Annotated in this window: 16 protein-coding genes; 9 read left to right on the top strand and 7 right to left on the bottom strand. The window is 68.7% G+C overall.

Going from position 1 to position 16,885, the window contains the following annotated elements; all coding sequences use genetic code 11:
- Positions 1 to 100: 100 nt before the first annotated feature.
- The gene (locus STRIP9103_RS50640) at positions 101 to 547 is read left to right on the top strand and encodes a hypothetical protein (protein ID WP_234022209.1); all 447 of its coding nucleotides are present in this window, start codon (positions 101 to 103) and stop codon (positions 545 to 547) included.
- A 99-nt stretch (positions 548 to 646) separates the two neighbouring features.
- Here STRIP9103_RS50640 and STRIP9103_RS53095 read toward each other — a convergent pair whose 3' ends face one another.
- A complete protein-coding gene (locus STRIP9103_RS53095) occupies positions 647 to 817 on the bottom strand; it encodes a hypothetical protein (protein ID WP_009311943.1) in 171 nt (56 codons plus the stop codon).
- Between the two features lie 267 nt (positions 818 to 1,084).
- Here STRIP9103_RS53095 and STRIP9103_RS53090 point away from each other — a divergent pair, with 267 nt between their 5' ends.
- Positions 1,085 to 1,351, top strand: a complete 267-nt coding sequence (locus tag STRIP9103_RS53090) for a hypothetical protein (protein ID WP_319282904.1) — start codon at positions 1,085 to 1,087, stop codon at positions 1,349 to 1,351.
- A 68-nt stretch (positions 1,352 to 1,419) separates the two neighbouring features.
- Here STRIP9103_RS53090 and STRIP9103_RS15300 read toward each other — a convergent pair whose 3' ends face one another.
- The 5 genes from STRIP9103_RS15300 to STRIP9103_RS15280 form a co-directional block, all read right to left on the bottom strand.
- On the bottom strand, positions 1,420 to 1,806 hold the full coding sequence (locus tag STRIP9103_RS15300; protein WP_048820326.1) for a hypothetical protein: 387 nt from the start codon (positions 1,804 to 1,806) through the stop codon (positions 1,420 to 1,422).
- Positions 1,807 to 2,015: 209 nt separating this feature from the next.
- Positions 2,016 to 3,743: a relaxase family protein gene (locus STRIP9103_RS15295; RefSeq protein ID WP_009311984.1), complete on the bottom strand. Its 1,728-nt coding sequence runs from the start codon at positions 3,741 to 3,743 to the stop codon at positions 2,016 to 2,018.
- The gene (gene mobC, locus STRIP9103_RS15290; protein WP_009311889.1) at positions 3,740 to 4,408 is read right to left on the bottom strand and encodes a plasmid mobilization relaxosome protein MobC; all 669 of its coding nucleotides are present in this window, start codon (positions 4,406 to 4,408) and stop codon (positions 3,740 to 3,742) included. Before mobC ends, STRIP9103_RS15295 begins: the two co-directional genes overlap by 4 nt.
- Positions 4,409 to 4,531: 123 nt before the next feature.
- Positions 4,532 to 5,515 (bottom strand): DUF2637 domain-containing protein, encoded by a 984-nt coding sequence (locus tag STRIP9103_RS15285; protein ID WP_009311928.1) that lies wholly within the window; start codon positions 5,513 to 5,515, stop codon positions 4,532 to 4,534.
- Between the two features lie 381 nt (positions 5,516 to 5,896).
- The gene (locus tag STRIP9103_RS15280) at positions 5,897 to 7,417 is read right to left on the bottom strand and encodes a DnaB-like helicase N-terminal domain-containing protein (protein ID WP_009311914.1); all 1,521 of its coding nucleotides are present in this window, start codon (positions 7,415 to 7,417) and stop codon (positions 5,897 to 5,899) included.
- A gap of 281 nt (positions 7,418 to 7,698) precedes the next feature.
- Between STRIP9103_RS15280 and STRIP9103_RS15275 the strand changes: the two genes are divergently transcribed.
- The 5 genes from STRIP9103_RS15275 (at position 7,699) to STRIP9103_RS15250 (ending at position 12,993) form a co-directional block, all read left to right on the top strand.
- Positions 7,699 to 8,238, top strand: a complete 540-nt coding sequence (locus STRIP9103_RS15275; protein ID WP_009311970.1) for a helix-turn-helix transcriptional regulator — start codon at positions 7,699 to 7,701, stop codon at positions 8,236 to 8,238.
- 160 nt (positions 8,239 to 8,398) lie between these two features.
- Positions 8,399 to 8,695, top strand: a complete 297-nt coding sequence (locus tag STRIP9103_RS15270) for a helix-turn-helix domain-containing protein (protein WP_009311927.1) — start codon at positions 8,399 to 8,401, stop codon at positions 8,693 to 8,695.
- The gene (locus STRIP9103_RS15265) at positions 8,692 to 10,458 is read left to right on the top strand and encodes a tyrosine-type recombinase/integrase (RefSeq protein WP_009311986.1); all 1,767 of its coding nucleotides are present in this window, start codon (positions 8,692 to 8,694) and stop codon (positions 10,456 to 10,458) included. Before STRIP9103_RS15270 ends, STRIP9103_RS15265 begins: the two co-directional genes overlap by 4 nt.
- Positions 10,459 to 10,791: 333 nt before the next feature.
- Positions 10,792 to 11,972 (top strand): IS3 family transposase gene (locus STRIP9103_RS15255; RefSeq protein WP_086019270.1). Its coding sequence is split into 2 segments (ribosomal slippage): positions 10,792 to 11,056 and positions 11,056 to 11,972, totalling 1,182 coding nucleotides; the frame shifts between segments, so codons are not numbered across the junction.
- A gap of 448 nt (positions 11,973 to 12,420) precedes the next feature.
- On the top strand, positions 12,421 to 12,993 hold the full coding sequence (locus STRIP9103_RS15250; RefSeq protein ID WP_048820324.1) for a hypothetical protein: 573 nt from the start codon (positions 12,421 to 12,423) through the stop codon (positions 12,991 to 12,993).
- Here the strand turns inward: STRIP9103_RS15250 and STRIP9103_RS15245 are convergent.
- The gene (locus STRIP9103_RS15245) at positions 12,941 to 13,897 is read right to left on the bottom strand and encodes an IS5 family transposase (RefSeq protein ID WP_009311895.1); all 957 of its coding nucleotides are present in this window, start codon (positions 13,895 to 13,897) and stop codon (positions 12,941 to 12,943) included. The two genes, STRIP9103_RS15250 and STRIP9103_RS15245, sit on opposite strands and share 53 nt — an antisense overlap.
- Positions 13,898 to 14,091: 194 nt before the next feature.
- Here STRIP9103_RS15245 and STRIP9103_RS15240 point away from each other — a divergent pair, with 194 nt between their 5' ends.
- Positions 14,092 to 16,092, top strand: a complete 2,001-nt coding sequence (locus tag STRIP9103_RS15240) for an ATP-binding SpoIIE family protein phosphatase (protein ID WP_009311947.1) — start codon at positions 14,092 to 14,094, stop codon at positions 16,090 to 16,092.
- 348 nt (positions 16,093 to 16,440) lie between these two features.
- A partial coding sequence (locus STRIP9103_RS15235) for a competence protein CoiA family protein (RefSeq protein WP_459170920.1) occupies positions 16,441 to 16,885 on the top strand: 445 nt, incomplete at its 3' end.

Genomic DNA, 16,885 nt, shown 5'->3' with positions numbered 1-16,885 from the left:
AGGCGCCGCTGTTGTGCAGCTCGTCGCTGATCTCACGAGTAGTAGCAGGTCAGACGGGGTGCGACCCGGCACTCGCCCGATGACAGAGAAGGAGAGAGCTTTGTTCTTTCGACGGGCTCGTGAGGACCGTGCATTCCGTGAAGCCCAGCGTGCGGGCTACGAGCTGCTCCTGCGACTGCAGGCCACCCAGCCATGGACCGACTGCCCCGAGCCGACCCCACAGGACCCTGTCGCGGAGGAAGCGGCGGTGCCCGACTTCCTGCCGCCGGAGTTGCGGCTGCCGTCGCGCCAGGAGGTGGCCGGGGTGATGATGCGCTGGCTGCAGCCGCTCGTCGTCGACGGTGAGGTCCGTACGTGCCCCGGGTGCGGTGTGTACCGGGACTGGATCGTCTTCTGCATGCGCGACGACTCGATATGGCTGCGTTGTCGGGCTGGCCACGAGACGAAGGAGCCCAGCCTCGATGCGGTCTGGTTCAACCGCCATTCCGGTCCCGTCGACCGGTTCCACCCCACTCTCGAAGAGGGCCTGCGCGACCTCGGTCATTGACCTCCAGAAACCCCTGCCCCTTCGTACTGCCGGCGCCCGGAGGGCCGGCCTGGTCAGACCGTCCATTTCGCAGGCCACAAAGGGGTTTCCTATGCGCGTTCACACCACGACCGTCCTCAGCCTCAGCGCCCTCGCCGTCCTGGCCCTGGCGGGCTGTACCCATGGCAGCGCCACCTCCCCCAGCCCGATGTCGTCCACGACCGTCCCGGTGCCCCCGGACAGCCAGAGTGCCCCGGCGCCTTCTCCCCTGTCCTCGACCGCACTGGCCAAACGGCTCCTGGACGAGAGCGACCTCGGCGAGGACTACACCCGCATGCCACAGCGCACCGCAGCGCACGACGACGTGACCGTGATCGGCTGCCCGGCGCTGGCCAAGCTCGGCGACGCCGCGGTGAACGGCGCAAGTCTCGCCTTCCCCCCCGCAAGGCCAAGGCGTCCTTCACCTACGCCGGCGGCAGCGACTCCGAGCTGTCCGAGGAGCTGTACAGCGACACCGAGGACAAGATCTCCCGGAGCATGGGAAGGATCTTCGAGGCGATGACCTCCTGCCCTACCTACCAGGTCCTCGCCGGCAGTACGCCTGTCACGGTCACGACTCAGAAGGTGCTCGTCGCCCGTCGGCTGGGCGACGAGCAGTGGAGCCAGTTGCTGACCTTCGCCGCTGGCGGGCGCAGCAGCAGCGTCAAGCAGACGGCCGTCCGCACCGGGATGGTGCTCGTCGTGGTCTCCGGTAGTCCCGGCCTTGTCGATGCCCAGGTGCGCAAGGCGGTCGTCAAGGCCACGGTGGTCAGGTCTGCGGGGTGAATCGGCAGCCGCTTCGGTTCTGCCGCAACGGCGGCCCACTGGGTGGGCCGCCGTTGGTGTGCATCCAGTCAGTTGTCTTCGTGCTCGGCGCGGTACTCGAGGCCGGTTCGTGCGGCGACGATCTTGACCAGGCGCTCGTATTGCGCGTAGTCCTTGGCGGTCATGGTGGCGTAGATGTTGCTGCATGAGCCGTCCGGGAGTTGGTCGACGTACTTCATGAAGAGGTCGACGAGGGCCTTCTGCATCGCGTGGGTTTCCCGCGCCCACTCGTTCTCAAGCCGTCGCTGCGCGTTCGCGGCGGTTATCTCTGCCGGGGTGGCGGTGCAGATCAGGTCGTGTTCGGCAGTGGTGAATGGGGTCCCATTGCGGCGATACAGGAGCGATGGGTCATCGGGGCGAGTGCTGTCCACTTCGGTGAGGAGGACGACGAGGGCGGGGCGAACAGAGGAGGGCATGGGCGGTTCCTTGTGTGGTGTCGCGAGTTCGGCTTGTGCTGGTGAGTGATTCGAGGGGCGGGTCGGCAGGCGGTGCTCGGGGCATGGCCCGCATCCTTGGCCGAAGGGGCGGGTTGAGGAGGGCGGAAGGGCTTCGTGCCAGGGCTGTTGGGTGGAGGACGGCGGTGGAAGTGCGACGCGCTCGGCCGCTGCTTGGTGGGTGCTCGTGCTCACCGCGGTCGGTGCGTGCGGGATGAGGGCGGCATGGATGTGGGGGGTGTCGCGGCGGTGGCTCGTGCTGTGGACGGGACGTGACGGATGTGGGGGCTGCGGGCTTGTGCGGCCCGTGCTTGAGGGCTGGGCGCGTGCCGGTTGCCGAGGCGTTGGATGCGCCAGGTGAGGGTCTTGGCCGGGGATGTGGCGTCGTCCAGCGAGCGCCGCCCTGCTGCGTGGTGGAGGAGTTCGGCCGGGTCGTGGCCGGCTGCCTCGGCGGCGGCGAGGGTGGCGGCCAGGGCCTCCCAGGCGGGTTCGGCGAGGATCTGCTCGGCGTAGGCCGGAACCGCGTCGCGGACGTGCTGGACGTACCGGCGGACGGTGTTGGCCGGAGGCTTGCGGGCGGCCACGGTGGCCAGAGGGTCGAGGGCTGTCTGATCGTAGGCGGCCCGGAGGTGGAGCAGGGCTTGGCGGGCAGCGGCGACCTGCCGGTCGTGGTGCTGCAGCGAGTTGTGGCGCTGGACGGCGGTGATGACGAGGATGGCCGCGTCCAGGAGCATCGCCAGGCCGCTACCGTCGGCGGGGTGGTGGCGCATCGCCTTGATCGCGCCGCGCAGCGCGCGGGCGTGCTGGTGGTCGACGCGGGCACGGGTGTGGGCGGCGTGCTCGAAGGCAACGGCGGCCCGGTGGAGTTCGGCCTTCAGATGGGCGGGGGCGTAGAGGGGCAGGGCGTAGAGGGTCTCGCCGAAGGCGACCAGGTTGGCCTGCGCGACGTCGGCGGGGCTGTGGTCGATGTGGTGGCGGATGCGTTCGGTGGCCATGGCGGCCTGGTACCACGGGTTGGGTCGGCGCCCGGCCGGTGAGGGTTCGATGGCGGGAGCTTCGGCGGCGGCGAGGCGCTGCTGTATCTGGGGGAGGGAGAGGTCGGTGGCGAGGCTGGAGCCGGAGTAGAAGACGGGCTCGCCGTTGTCGTTGGTGTCACCGGGCAGGGCGACCTTGTAGCCCTGCAGGTCGCCGGAGGGCAGCGTGCGGGTTTCGACCTGGAGGCCGGCGTCGGCGAGCAGGTTGAAGAACTCCTGAAGGTCTTCGGCGCGGGCGAGCGCCGTGCGGACGACGTGGCGGAGTTCCGCGCGCGCATCCTTGCTGCGGCCGGTGCGCTTGGCCTTCTCCTGCTCGGCGCGGGTGGGGCGCTTGGCGGCCGGGGTGCAGGCGTCGGCCTGGCGTCCGCGGGGAACGCGGGTCAGGCCGAAGTCTTCCTTGATCGCCGTGAGTTCGGTCATGGCGCGGTGGTAGTCGTTCCAGTTGCGGGGCGGTCGCAGGTCCCCGCGCATCTTGGTGGCGACGATGTGGATGTGGTCGTCCGCGTGGCGCACCGCGATCCAGCGGCAGCCGTCCGGATCGCCGGTAGGGGCGATGCCGGTCGCGTGCACGATGCGGCGCGCGATGTGTTCCCATTCGGCGTCGGTGAGGATGCGGTCCTCGGGCGCCGCGCGCAGCGAGCAGTGCCACACGTGCCCTGCCGGGGCCTGGTCGCCGGCCTGCTTGACGCGCAGGTCGAGGGCCTTGACGAGCTGGTCCATCCGCTCCTGGTGGCCGGGGCTGCCTTCGGGGCCGGGGTCGGGTACGAAGCCGTCCCAGGAGGCGACGATGTGCTGGTCGCTGTGCACGGTGGCTTTGCCCCGCCCGAAGAGGTACCTCAGTACGCCTCGGGTGTTGCTGCCCGGTTTGACGATGTTCGCGATCACGCCCGGGCCGCCTTCTGCTCTGCGGCCCGGGAAGCGGCCTCGTCCACGGCCTTCACCGCGTCGCGGGCGGTGGCCAGGAGGCGTTCGGCCCGGTCCAGGACGGCGGCGTCCACAGGGTGTGGATCACCGCCAGAGTTGAGACGGCGCGCTATCTGGTTGGCGTTGGTGCCGATCCGGGCGATCTCGGTGCGCAGGGCGGCGAACTCGTCGATGGCGTCGTCGTAGACGGTGCGCTGGTCGGGCAGGCGCGTCTCGCAGTTGACGAAGGCCATGACGACCGCGCCGACCAGGTGGGCGCCGGCGATGCCCATCGCCTTGGCCCTGGCCACGATCGCGGCCTTCTCGTCGTCGCTGTAACGGGCATCGACGCGTGCCTCGCGACGGCCGTCGTCACAGCGTTCACGGCGGCGCAGGACACGATAGAGCGCGGCTTCGTCGGCAGCGCGTACGACAGCTGTCTGCTGCTCGGCAGCGACGTCTTCGCCCGCCCTCGACTCCTGCTCCGGCGCGCCCTCGCGCCGGAGCTGCTCCTCCGCGACCCCCGGCGCGGAGGAGTCCGCGTTGGACCGGCCGATGGACGGTCCAACGCCCTTGCTTGCTGCGCTGTTCAGGCCGGTGGTCATCTCCTGCTGGGGGGTGGCGAGTTCGCGGTGCGGATCGTGCATGGAACGGTTCTCCGTGGGGTGCTGGTGTCAGGTGCTTCGCTTTGCGCGGCTTCGTGCCCCCGCGCTTGTCTGCACGGGGCACGCGTGAGCCGGAAGGGTGGGGCGAAGGTGCGTTTGCGGGGGTCAGGCGGTGCCGGCGGGGGCGGTGTCGAGTTCCCTCTGCCGCTGGGAGGCGGCTTCGTTCAGTCCGTCGAGAGGCTCGGTCTCGAAGTCGTCGTACGCGGGGGGTTCGGCCTGGCTGGTGCGCTCGGCCTGCAGCTGGTCGCGCAGGGATCGGGCGCGTTTCTGGCCGATCCGCAGTTCGCTGCGCAGACGCTCGGCGGTCAGCTGGTCGTCGCTCCAGTCGGCGGTCAGGAGTCGGGCCTCGTCGAGAACTTCGGCGTCGGTGCGGCTGCGGTCGGCGGTCGACTTGGCGGTGGTACGGACCCGACCGGTCGCCCGACGCGGGGCGGCTCCGGTCGACTCCATTGCGGCGGCCGACCGGGGCGGCCGGGTGGCGAGGGCCGACTCGTCGGCCTCGGCCGGCCTCGTCACGGATGCCTCGGCGACCTTCACGGGGGCCGACTCGGTCGGCTGCTCGGGGGTCAATTCGGCCTGGTCAGACCCCGACCGTGCGGCCTGCCCGTCGGCTTGCCGACTCTCCGACTGGGCGGATGCTGCTTCGGCAGAGTCGGCCGACTCGGGGTTGTGGTGCAGCACCTTCGCCACGAGGTCCGAGCCGAAGTAGATCGACCCGACCGGGAGCGAGGTCGCCAGCAGTACGAGGGCCCAGTTCGCGGGGTCCCAGTCGGCCAGTCGGCCCCACTGGACCGACGCGGTGTGCAGGGCCGGGATGAGGCCGTGCACGTAGTTCAGCAGGAGGCTGGCGATCGTGTAGGTCGCCAGGACCCGCAGCGCGAACTTCCGGTCGTTACCGGTCAGCACGAGGGTGGCGACCAGCGCGAGGGCCATCAGCCCGTCGATGACGATCGGGTAGAGCAGGGCGGCGGTGGGGTCGGCGCCGATGGCGCGGGCCACGTCGGACAGCGCGTTCCACGAGACCCGGAAGGCCATGAGGACGACGGCCACCAGGCCGATGACGAGGGTGATGTGTCCGTTGCGGTTCACGCGACGACCTCCAGCGGGTGCGCGTGCTCGGCGGCCGGGGGGAGCGGGAGCAGGGCGATGCCGGCGCGGATGCCGCGGCCCGCGTATGACTGCCGGGGCGCTCGGGGCAGGGGAGTGCAAGGGCGTGGGCTCCGGGGCGAGAGTGAGGCTTGCGGGGGTGGGAGTGAGCGGCGTTCACGGAGGGGGCGTTCACGCGGGCCCCCTTCTAAAGGGGGCCCCGCGCGTGATCGCTTGGGCACGTGTACGGCGTGGACGCTCGCGTGATCGCTCTACCTGCGGTTTCGCGGTGAGCGTGAGCGCTGTGAACGGTTCACGGCGGGGTGTTCGCGTGAGGGCCGCGTGTACGGTCGCGTGAACGCTCCGCAGGGGCTGCTGAAGGGCTCAGCCGACGGCGGTGAGGTGGCGGGAGGAGGCGTAGTAGCGGGTCTGCTGCCCGCCTCCGGCTCCTCCGGCGACGCCGTCGGCCCTGGTGGCCAGGCCGCTGTCGACGAGGCGAGCCAGGTGGCGCCGTGCCTTTTCGACGTCGGCGCGTTCGGGGTCGCCTCCACCGATGAGGACGGTCGCCAGGTCGCGGGCGGTCATGCCACCTGGGGCGTTGCGCAGCAGGACGGCGGGATCCTTGGTCGGGTCGACCGTGGTGGTGCCGCGTTTGTGGTCGTGGGTGACGTCCAGCGGGCCGACCTCACCGGTGGGGGTCTTGAGGTGGTGCAAGGTGACCGCCGGGTCGCCCGCCCGGCCGGTGACGAAGAGGACGCTGCCCGCGCCGGCGGTGATCCAGGTGGAGCCATAGACCTGGTCCAGGCTGGGACGCTGGCCGCGCGGGGCGTCGGCGGTGGCCTTGCGCTGGTGGTGCAGCTCCATGATCTCCACACCGCCTCGCAGGGCGCGCATGCGGGCGTTGTGGAACGCGACCGCGAGACTGTCGTCGACCATCGTGCTCACCGCGTCCTTGAGGCTGTCGATCACGATGGTGTCGGCCTGGTGGGCGGCGGCGAGGTCGGCGAGGAGGTCGGGCTCCTTGTCGAGGGTGGCGGGCAGTGGCCCTTCCCAGACGACGAGCCGCTCACGCAGGATCGCCTCGTCGGTGTCGAAGACGCGGCGGGCCATGGCCTTGGCGATCTGCTTGGGCCGGTCCATGGCCAGATAGAGCACCCGCCTGCTGGGGGCGACCGGCATCTCCAGGACGGTCTCCTGCAGGCCGAGGCGGGCGAAGATCACCTGGTGGGCCAGGGTGGTCTTGCCGACCCCGGGTGCACCCACGATCATCAGGCTCTCACCCGGCGCCCAGACAGTCTTCTCGCGGGTGCCCCACAAAGGCTCGGCGTCCGCGCCGGTCTCCTTGACGAAGGACCACCCGTCGGTGGCGAAGCGGTTCAGCCGTCCCTGGCCTGAGGCGAGGGCGCGCTCGCGCTCGGCCCGCATCTCCGCTTCGACCTCGCTGCGTATCGCCTCGGGGTCGGCGCCCGGCTGCTGGGCGCGCTGGACGGTACGTATCGCGGAGGCGAGCAGGCGGCGGAGGTTGGCCTTCTCACGGATGATCTCCGCGTGGTGCTCCGCGCCGCCGGTGCCGTAGTGCACGTCGGCGAGCTGGTGCAGGTACGGACGGCCACCGACGCGCTCCAGGTCCCCCTGCTGCTGGAGCAGCTCGGTCAGGACGATCGGGTCGGTCGGCTTGTCCTCACGGTGCTGGGCAAGCAGCGCACGCCAGATGGTCTCGTGCGCCGGCCGGTAGAACGCGCCCTCGCCCAGAACCGGCCGGACCGCGTCGATGACGTCGGCTTTGTGCATGCAGGCGCCGAGGACCGCGCGCTCGGCGTCCACATTGAAGGGAGGCTCCATCGGCGCGGGGGCCTCGTCGAAGCGGGATGGCATCTGGGGCGGCAGGGTCGTACCCTGAGGCATAGAGCTCCTCACCCGGCAGGCCACTATGGGGCGGCAACCCCGGCCGGTGCCGGTTTCGATCGTTCAGGGATGGATGGTTGTGCGGTGGAGCCTCTACCTCGGCCCCGGTGTTCGTAGCACCGGGGCCGCTTGCGTGTGCGGGTCCGTCCACCGCTGTACGGCGGACTATGACCATAGCCCAAATTTTCGGAAGCGCAACGCCTTGCATTTCACTCCGCAATGATGTTTAGTTGTGGACGCTCGCTCCAGTGGACCCGGTTGCCGTGTGAAGGGAGGTGCGAATGAGCGGTGAGGAAGGTGCGGAGCGCGCTGGCCCGGGTCGTCCGATGCCGGAGGATCACGCCGCCGCACGCATCAAGCTGGAGCGCGAGGTCCGCGGTTGGAGCACGGTGAAGCTCGCCGAGGAGATGGCCGCTGTCGGCCATCCGATCAACCAGTCGGCGATCTGGCGCATCGAGAGCGGCAAACCCCGTCGCAGGGTCAACCTCGACGAGGCGCTCGGCTTCTGCAAGGTCTTCGACATCACCATGCAGGACCTGACCGGACCGCCAGGAGAGCTGGCCACGCCCCGGATCCGCCAGCTCGCCCACCAGTACGTCCAGATGACGCTGGAGTACCGCCAACTGCGAGCGGCGATCGACCGGAACCAGATGCGCCTGCACGAGATCCAGACGGAACTCGACGCCTACGGGGACAAGGGGCCCGAGCAGAGAGGACAGGTCGACGAACTCCTCCGGCTCGAAGAACGAGCCGCGATGAGAAGTCTGCACCCGTCCCGGGCACACCTGCGAAACCAGGAGCAGCCGCCCGCCGAAGAGTAGCCGGCCGTTGCCCCGCCCACGGCGCTACGAACGCCGAGAACCCCTAAGCGCGGCGACCCCCGTTGCCGACGATCACCCATCCATCCCTGAACGACACCACCGGCCAGGCCGACGGGAGTTGCCGCTCCCGCGACGCCGCAATGCCGGGGGAGGAGACACCTTGTCGCAGTCCGCCCTGCCCATATCCCAGATAGCCCAGCTCCTGGATGTCCCCGAAGACGCCCTGCGCACCCTGATGGCCGAGCGGCGAACCGCCGGCGACACAACCCTGGTCGCCCTCACCGTCGCCGAGGCCGCCCGCCGGATCGGCATCGGCCGCACCAAGCTGTACGAGTACGTCTCCTCCGGCGAGATTGCCTCCGTCAAGATCGGCAGCTTGCGCCGCATCCCAGCAGAGGCGGTGAACGATTTCCTGGCCCGCCGTCTGTCGGCGACCGACTTCGGGGCCGCCGCGTGACGCGAGCCTCCGAACCGAAGTCCCGCCAGCCCAATGGAGCCTCGTCCATCTTTCAGGGCAAGGACGGCCGTTGGCACGGCTACGTCACCGTCGGGACCAAGGACAACGGCAAGCCCGACCGGCGCCACGTCAGCCGCAGGACCCGCCCCGAGGTCACCAAGCTCGTACGCGAGCTGGAACGGCAGCGCGACAAGGGCGCGGTCCCCAAGGCGGGCCAGAGCTGGACGCTGGGCAGCTGGCTGACGCACTGGGTGGAGAACATCGCCGCCGCGCACGTCTCGGAGAACACTATCGACGGCTACCGCGTCGCGGTGAACCACCACCTCATCCCCGGCCTCGGTGCCCACCGCCTGGAGAAGCTCGACCCCGAGCACTTGGAGCGCTTCTACAAGAAGATGCAGGACTCCGGCAGTGCCGCCGGCACCGCTCACCAGGTCCACCGCACCGTGCAGACCGCCCTCAACGAGGCGGTCCGCCGAGCCCACCTTTCCGTCAACCCGGCCGCGATCGCCAAGGCCCCGCGCCTGGAGGAAGAAGAGGTCGAGCCGTACTCCGTCGAAGAGGTCCAGCGCCTGCTTGCCGAGGCTGCCAAGCACCCCAACACCGCCCGCTGGGTCATCGCCCTGGCCCTCGGCCTGCGCCAGGGCGAGGTTCTTGGCATGCAGTGGGACGACGTCGACTTCGAGCTCGGAGTCATCCGCGTACGCCGTGGTCGGCTGCGGCCCCGCTACAAGCACGGCTGCGGAGACCGTTGCGGACGCAAGCCCGGCTTCTGCCCCCAGAAGATCAATACCCGGCGCGAGACGAAGAATGCCAAGTCCCGCGCTGGCCAGCGGCCCATCGGTGTCCCCGACGAACTCCTCCAGCTCCTGCGCCAGCACCGCGAGGAGCAGGCCCGCGAGCGAGCCCGGGCCCGTGACCTGTGGACGGAAAAGGGGTACGTGTTCACGTCGCCCACCGGCGAGCCCCTGAACCCGAACACGGATTACCACAAGTGGAAGGAGCTGCTGAAGGCCGCCGACGTCCGCGATGCCCGCCTTCACGACGCCCGCCACACCGCGGCGACCGTTCTGCTCATCCTCGGCGTCCCAGACGCGGTTGTCGACGCCATCATGGGCTGGGAGCCTGGCAAGTCCGCCCGGATGCGCCGCCGCTACCAGCACCTGACCAACCGCGTCCTCAAGGACACCGCCGCCAAGGTCGGCGGCCTCCTATGGGGCGCGGACCCGACTGCGGGAAGCGCTGCGTCGGAGGCTGTCCAGAGCCCCGTCCCCGCCGAACTGGTGGTTCACGTCGCCCGCCTCGGCGAGCGGCGCGTCCCCTTCCTGCACCGAAAGCACGCCGACGAGGTCGTCGCACGGTGGAGCGAGGACTGGCCCGACCACACCGCCGAGGTCGAGGAATGGGACCGATGGCGCTGGGAACACCGGGGCCCCGACGGTGCGAGCGCCATCCGCGACCGCGTACCGGAACGGACCGTGGTCTTCCACGCCCGAGCCTTGTTCCTCCCCGGTGGGGAACGCGCGGCGGCCGGACTCCCCGAAGAGTGGTCGGTGCCAGCCTGGGACTTCGAGTCCGATCGCTACACCGACCGCGCCTCGGCCTGGCGCACCAGCCGACGCCCCGGCACGGGCCAGGAGGTCGAGGCCCAAGTGCGAGGCACAGACAAGGCCGCCGTGGAGACGGCCCTTATCGAGGCTTGTGCACAGGCTGTGGACCGCGCTCGGAACCCGGGGAAGTATGGCGACACCGACGAGTGGTAGACCCTTGTGACACGTCCCCCGGTTTGAAGGTCGGCACAAGCGCGGGGGAGCGGGCGACACCGGTCGGCTGCTCCCCCCACCTCACGTGACCATCAGGAAGAGACCGACCAAGGATGCTCCGAGGGCCATGGTCCCGGCGAAGGCGATGCCCCCTCGACTGATAGCGGCGGGCACCGTGAGCCCCTCCCAGAGCGCGAGGGTCACTGCTGCGCCACCTACTCCCATCGCCAGAAGGGTAATCAGCAGCAAGGTGACGAGGAGCAGTCTGAGGGGCCACGAAGTTTCCGGACAGGCACCCAATAGGGTTGTCCTGAACAAGGAAGCGAGGAAGAAGTGGCGCCACCCAGTAAGTACTCGCCGGAGTTCCGCGAGGAAGCCGTCCAGATCGCGTTGAGGTCAAGCAAGACGATCTCCGAAGTCGCCCGGGAGCTTGAGCTGAACTCGGAGACGCTACGCGGCTGGGTGAAGAAGTACCAGAAGCAGCAGGAACCGGCCCCCGAGGCGGAACTGACGGTGAACGAGCGAGCGCGCCTGAAGGAACTCGAACGACGCAACCGCGAGCTGGAGATGGAAGTTACCTTCCTGAAAAAAGCCGCAGCGTACTTCGCGAAGGATCCCCGGTAGCAAGCAAGTACGAGTTCATCGACGAGATGCGGCTCGACACCGAGAAGTACGCATACAGCGTCGAGTTCATGTGCGGCCGACTCGGCGTCTCCAGATCCGGCTACTACGACTGGCGATCCCGCCCAAAATCCGCGACCGCCCAGCGGCGCGAAGAACTGAAATTGCTCATCGAGAAAGCCTTCGACATGTCCGACAGCACCTACGGGCACAGGCGCATCCAGGCCCAGCTGCACCGCTGGGACGTCGCCGCGGGCGTGGAGCTGGTCCGCCGCCTCATGCGCGAACTGGGCCTGATGCCCTGCCTGCCACGACCGAAGAGGTTCAACCTCACTCAGGCTGCGGCCGGCCAGGTGCTGGACCTCGTCGGCCGCGACTTCACCGCGGATGCGCCCGGCGAGAAGCTCGTCGGTGACATTACCTATATCGCGACCGGGGAAGGCTGGCTGTACCTCGCAACGGTCATCGACTGCTGCACGAAGGAAGTCATCGGTTACGCCATGGACGACCACTACCAAACCTCACTGATATCCAGGGCGATCCGTAACGCGGCACGGAACAGGAACCTCTCGGCCGACGCGATATTTCACTCGGATCGCGGAAGTAACTACATGTCAGCCGAGTTCGGGAGGACGCTGGACCGGTTCGGGCTCCGCAGATCTGCCGGCCGCACCGGGATCTGTTTCGACAACGCCATGGCCGAATCATTCTTCGGTGCCCTGAAGAACGAGCGCGTATCAAGGGTGACTTACCTGACCCGCGAGGCCGCCCGGCAGGACATCACTCGCTACATCGAATTCTGGTACAATCGCAAACGCCTCCACTCGGCGGCGGGTTACCGCCCTCCGCGCGAAGTCCACGCCGAGTATGAGAAGTTGCGAATCGCCGCGTGAAATAAACGGTCAGAAGCCTGTCCGGAAAACGCGAGGCCCCTCAGGCCAGCTTGCGTGAGGTGCACGGGAAGTCTCCGAGTTCGGTTCGTGTAGGCGCATTCACGGTTGATGCGCCTACACGATCCAGCTGCGCGGTGGCTGGTGATACCGCTTGGATGTTGTTCTGGTGACAATGGCGGGTTATCGCGGAACAACACGGGGAGTGACGGTGGGGGAGAGGAAGAAGCGCCCAGGGCGTCCCTGGGGGCCGCCCAAAGGAGCCAGCGCCGAAGCCAATGTGCTGGTGCAGATGATTCGATCGTGGATCGATGAAGCTGGTTTGAGCGTTCGAGACGTGCACAGTCGCTTGAGAAGCCGTATCTCAACCGAATGTGATCCCTTGATTTCTGCTGGTCAGGCATGGTCTCACTTGGGGTGAGGGAGGCATGCGGCGTCTTGTGTCCGCTTGATGGCCGAGGGGTGCGCGGTGGCGTCGGTGCTGGGAATGCTGGAGGAGCGGGAGACGGCTGCCCGTGTGCGGGTGGAGGGCCTGCGGGTGGAGGGCCTGCGGGAGGATGCCGCGCGGCTGGCTGAGGCATTGGAGGCCGCGGAGATCGAGCTGGACCGGCGGGTGATCGCGCGGGAGGAGCTGGTCGAGGCGTTGGCCGCCTCCGCGGCCGAGACGACTGCGGTGACCGAACCCCGGACCGAGGCCGAGCAGGCAACAGTGCCCTCGCCTGCACCGGTGCCGGGCTCGACGGTGCCGCCGTGGCGAGACGGGCTCCCGGTGACGGTGCTGACCTCGGACTACCAGCGGATTCTGGGTGTGGTGGAGGAGCGGTGCCCGGCGGGCCAGGGGCCGCTCAAGGCCAAGGAGATCGCGGTGGGGCTGGGCCTTCAGACGACGCCGGCCAAGGTCGAGGGGGTGCGCTCGAAGGCCAGGCGCCTGGCGGAGCGCGGGTGGCTGGTGCAGGAGACGTCGGGCATGTTCAGCGCCGGCCGACGGTCCGTGGCCGTGCCAGACGCCGGCCCATCCGCGTGACCATCGACCACCGGATCATCGCCTCGCTGGTAGCGGGCAGTGTTTCGTAATCCCTCGCCAGTCGGCGGGAGTTCATCAGCCACGCGAACGTGCGCTCTGCCACCCAGCGTCTGGGCAGCACCACGAACCCCTGCATGTCGTCGGTGCGTTTGACGATCTCCAAGGTCAGGGCGAGTTTCTGACGGCACCAGTCGACGATGGAGCCGGTGTAGCCGCCGTCGGCCCAGACGAGGGTGATGTCGCGGTGCAGGCTGCGCAGCCGGGCCAACAGGCCCACGGCGGCGTCGCGGTCGCCGATGTTCGCGGCGGTGACCGCGACGACCAGGAGCAAGCCGAGGCAGTCGGTCACGATGTGCCGCTTACGCCCGGGCACTTTCTTCCCGCCGTCGTAACCGCGTGAGGAGGCCGGCACCGTCGCGGCGGCCCGCACCGACTGCGCGTCGATGATCCCGGCCGTGGGCTCGGCCTCTCGGCCTTCGCGCTCCCTTACCCGTCCGCGCAGCCGGTCGTGGAACTCGGCGATCAGCCCGTGCTCGCGCCAGCGGCGGAAGAAGGCGTAAACCCGGCCCCAATCGGGGAAGTCCGCGGGCATCGCCCGCCACGAGATCCCGCCCGCGACCAGATAGCGGATCGCGTCCAACATCTGCCGGTGGCAGTAGCCCTCGGGCTGTCCGCCCCGCCCCTGGAGCCAGGCCGGCACCGGCAGCAGCGGCCGGATGGCCGCCCACTCCGTGTCCGTCATGTCCGACGGATACCGGCGCACCCGTTCGGGACGGTCGGCCGCGTTGCCGTACACGTGCGCGAGGCAATCACACGACACGGCGGGCGAGTTGAAGTCAACGGGCTCGGGCGCGTACAACAACGACAACAGGGCCTCCGGGAACCGCTCGGAATGGGGTCGCACCCCCGAGCTACCAGGAGGCCCTGCCTTCATGCGCATACACCGGGAAGATCACCCCGGCGGGAAACCTGTTCGACCTGCACGTTCCATGATCGGTTGAGATACGGCTTCTGACCCCAGAACACTTCGCCGATGGGCGAGTCGCAGACCTCCGCCGCCTGCGCATTCATTTGTCAGGGGAGAACCTGACCTGGGATGTGGTGGAGGCCCTCGCGGATGTGTGCTTCCCCGACGAGCCAGCCCAGCAGGCGCTGGGCCGCGTCCGCGAGGCGCGGGCCCTCTGGGACAAGGCGCAGAACGCTCCGATCCTGGTCGGCATCGACGGCCAGGTGGTCGTGTCGCCGCGCGAGCTCATTGAGGAGAAGGAACGCACGATTCAGGTCTACAAGGACCTCGTGCGTGCGCGCCAGGCATACGAGGCGAGTGAGCAGGGACGCCAACAGGCGCTCCGGATCGCCTCGATGCTCTTCCTTGTCCTCGGCCAGGCACAAGCCAAGGTTGCTGAGTTGTCGCGGCGTATCGACGTGCTCAGTGGGGTCAGCGTGCACTCACCGGATCCGATGCGCGCGCTGCGGCCACAGCTTGAACGCGCTCGGGGCCAGGAGGCGCGGCTGAGCGCCCAGCTTGAGCGTGCAGTAAGGCAGCGTGACGAAGCCCAGCGCATTGCCGACCTTGCTGCCCGGCGGGTGCAGATGTTGGAGGCGTATCTGCTGGACATCGGCCGGAAGCCTCTGGCCAGCGATGTTGGCGACCTGCCCGCAATCCCCGCTGACGCCATCGCTCACGAAGTATCAGGTGAGGACAGCGCTCTTGACCAAATCGACGAGATCCTGGCGCGAACCGACGACGCTTTGGACCGTGAACAGGAGGCTGTGCGGGACGCTGCAGACGACCTGGGTGTCACCGCAGAGCGCCACGATTCCTCCGAAGCACGCGTCATCGAGGGAAGCGTGCTTCCCCATCCCAGATCGCCCGCAGGAGACCCTAACCCTGAGTTGTTCCGAACAACCCTGAACAACTCTTACGGGTCGGACGAGGACGTTGCTGTGCTGCGCGAGAGGCTCGCTCTCGCTGAGAAGGATCGACACAAGACGGCCGTTAGTCTTCAGCAGTCCCTGCTTCCGCAGGAGCTAGAACAGCCTGACGACCTGCGCATTGCCGCCACCTACCAGCCTGGAGACTCCGATGCTGGTGGCGACTGGTATGACGTCGTCTCCCTAGGGGCCGGCCGCACAGCCTTTGTCATCGGAGACGTTATGGGCCGCGGGGTGCGCGCTGCTGCGGCCATGGGCCAGCTGCGTGCTGCTGTTCGAGCCTATGCCCGACTGGATTTGCCTCCGCATGAGGTGCTCCAGCTCCTCGACGGTCTCGCCGCCGAGATCGCCGCTAGCCAGATCGCCACCTGTGTGTACGCCGTCCACGACCCGAACGAAGGACAGCTCGTCTACGCGTCCGCCGGCCACCTGCCGATTCTTGTGCGGGACGAGGACGGCACCGTCCGCCGTGCCGAGGACCCCACCGGGCCTCCTCTCGGCACAGGCGGCTGGCGGCACGCCTCCGGCTCTGTCGGCCTGCCACCCGGCTCCACCGCCGTTCTCTACACCGACGGCCTGGTCGAACGCCGAGGCCAGGACATCGACGAAAGCGTGGCCGTACTGGAGCGCACACTCGCTGGCGTCCAGGGCACCCCTGCCGACATCTGCACCACGCTCCTCCGCACCCTGGATGTCGACGCACATCTCGAAGACGACATCGCCGTGATGGCTCTCCAGCATCCCATCCGCACCGGCCCGGACGCCGAGCTCTTCGTCAGTGCGGCGCTGGGTCTCGTCGGCGGCATTGAGGCGGCCCCGCGCGCCAGGACATTTACGCGGGACACGCTCGCCTCCTGGCGCCTCCCAGCTGAGACGTGCGACCTCGGCGTGCTGGCCGCGAGTGAGTTGATGGCGAATGCTCTCCAACATGGCACCCCACCCGTGGGGCTGCGTCTGCGCCGCACTGACCGTCGGCTGATCATCGAGGTGACGGATGGGGACGATCATCTGCCGCGTCGACGGCAAGCCGGACCAGCCGACGAGGCCGGTCGCGGCATCTCGGTCATCGCCGCGATTGCTTCGTCCTGGGGGTCCCGTCGCGACCCGGGCGGGGGCAAGGCTGTTTGGTGCGAGCTGCCGTTGGGGGCTGGGACACGCCGTTGAGAGTACAGCGCTTTCGGATTCCTCCGACAATGCCGTCTGTGTTGCGCCGGGGGACGGAGAGACGTGCCGAACTCCCTTTCTGAATAGTGGCGTTGGATCGATCCCTTATGCGCCCTGTTGGGTGTCAGTGGTCGTTCCTATGGTGGAGGAATGGCTAATGGGGTATGGCACGCCGGATATGGCATAGAGGTAAATCTGTCCCTTTTTGGCCTCGTTCAGCCGGATTGTCCCGATCTGCTCCAAGAGGTCACCGCCAGCGTCTCCGGGCGTGACCCGCAGATGCTCGAATGCCTGGCACATCACGAAAAGCGAGAGTGCCTCTCGGAGTGGGGTGGCAAGTCGCCCTGGATGTTCATCCGCCGAGGGCGCGTGGGCGGACGGCGACCGCTCGTTGCCTCGCACCTGCCGATCACGCACAAGGCGACGCCGGCGGAGAGCGCGCAGCACAGGGCCACCAAGGAGCGGATCGTCGAGACCGCCGGGCGGTACGGCCTGGACGCCGAGGCCGAGGTTCCCGTGGCCAACCGGCGGAGCGTCTCGGATGCCGTCGTCACCGGTCCGGGCGGTCTCAGGATCGGCTGGGAGATCCAGTATCACCACCTCGGCCCGAGCAGCGTGCACCGGCGCTCGGTCAACGCCGTGGAGGACGGCATCACCCCGCTCTGGGTGGCGAAGGACCGGACGGCGTCCTTGATCGGCCGGGCGCCGTGGGCGCGGGTCGACGACATGCCGTGGAAGAACATCATCGATGGCAAGGAGATGGTGATTCGCGGTGGGTACCGGCACCTAGGGT

The sequence above is a fragment of the Streptomyces ipomoeae 91-03 genome (assembly GCF_000317595.1).
Lineage (GTDB): Bacteria > Actinomycetota > Actinomycetes > Streptomycetales > Streptomycetaceae > Streptomyces > Streptomyces ipomoeae.
This window is presented reverse-complemented; position numbering and strand designations above follow the sequence as displayed.

What these genes read in the sequence shown, in the direction of transcription:
- STRIP9103_RS15300 (WP_048820326.1), bottom strand. Translation starts at nt 1,806, where the DNA reads ATGCCCTCCTCTGTTCGCCCCGCCCTCGTCGTCCTCCTCACCGAAGTG.
- STRIP9103_RS15280 (WP_009311914.1), bottom strand. Translation starts at nt 7,417, where the DNA reads ATGCCTCAGGGTACGACCCTGCCGCCCCAGATGCCATCCCGCTTCGAC.
- STRIP9103_RS53090 (WP_319282904.1), top strand. Translation starts at nt 1,085, where the DNA reads ATGACCTCCTGCCCTACCTACCAGGTCCTCGCCGGCAGTACGCCTGTC.
- mobC (WP_009311889.1), bottom strand. Translation starts at nt 4,408, where the DNA reads ATGCACGATCCGCACCGCGAACTCGCCACCCCCCAGCAGGAGATGACC.
- STRIP9103_RS15275 (WP_009311970.1), top strand. Translation starts at nt 7,699, where the DNA reads ATGAGCGGTGAGGAAGGTGCGGAGCGCGCTGGCCCGGGTCGTCCGATG.
- STRIP9103_RS15250 (WP_048820324.1), top strand. Translation starts at nt 12,421, where the DNA reads ATGGCCGAGGGGTGCGCGGTGGCGTCGGTGCTGGGAATGCTGGAGGAG.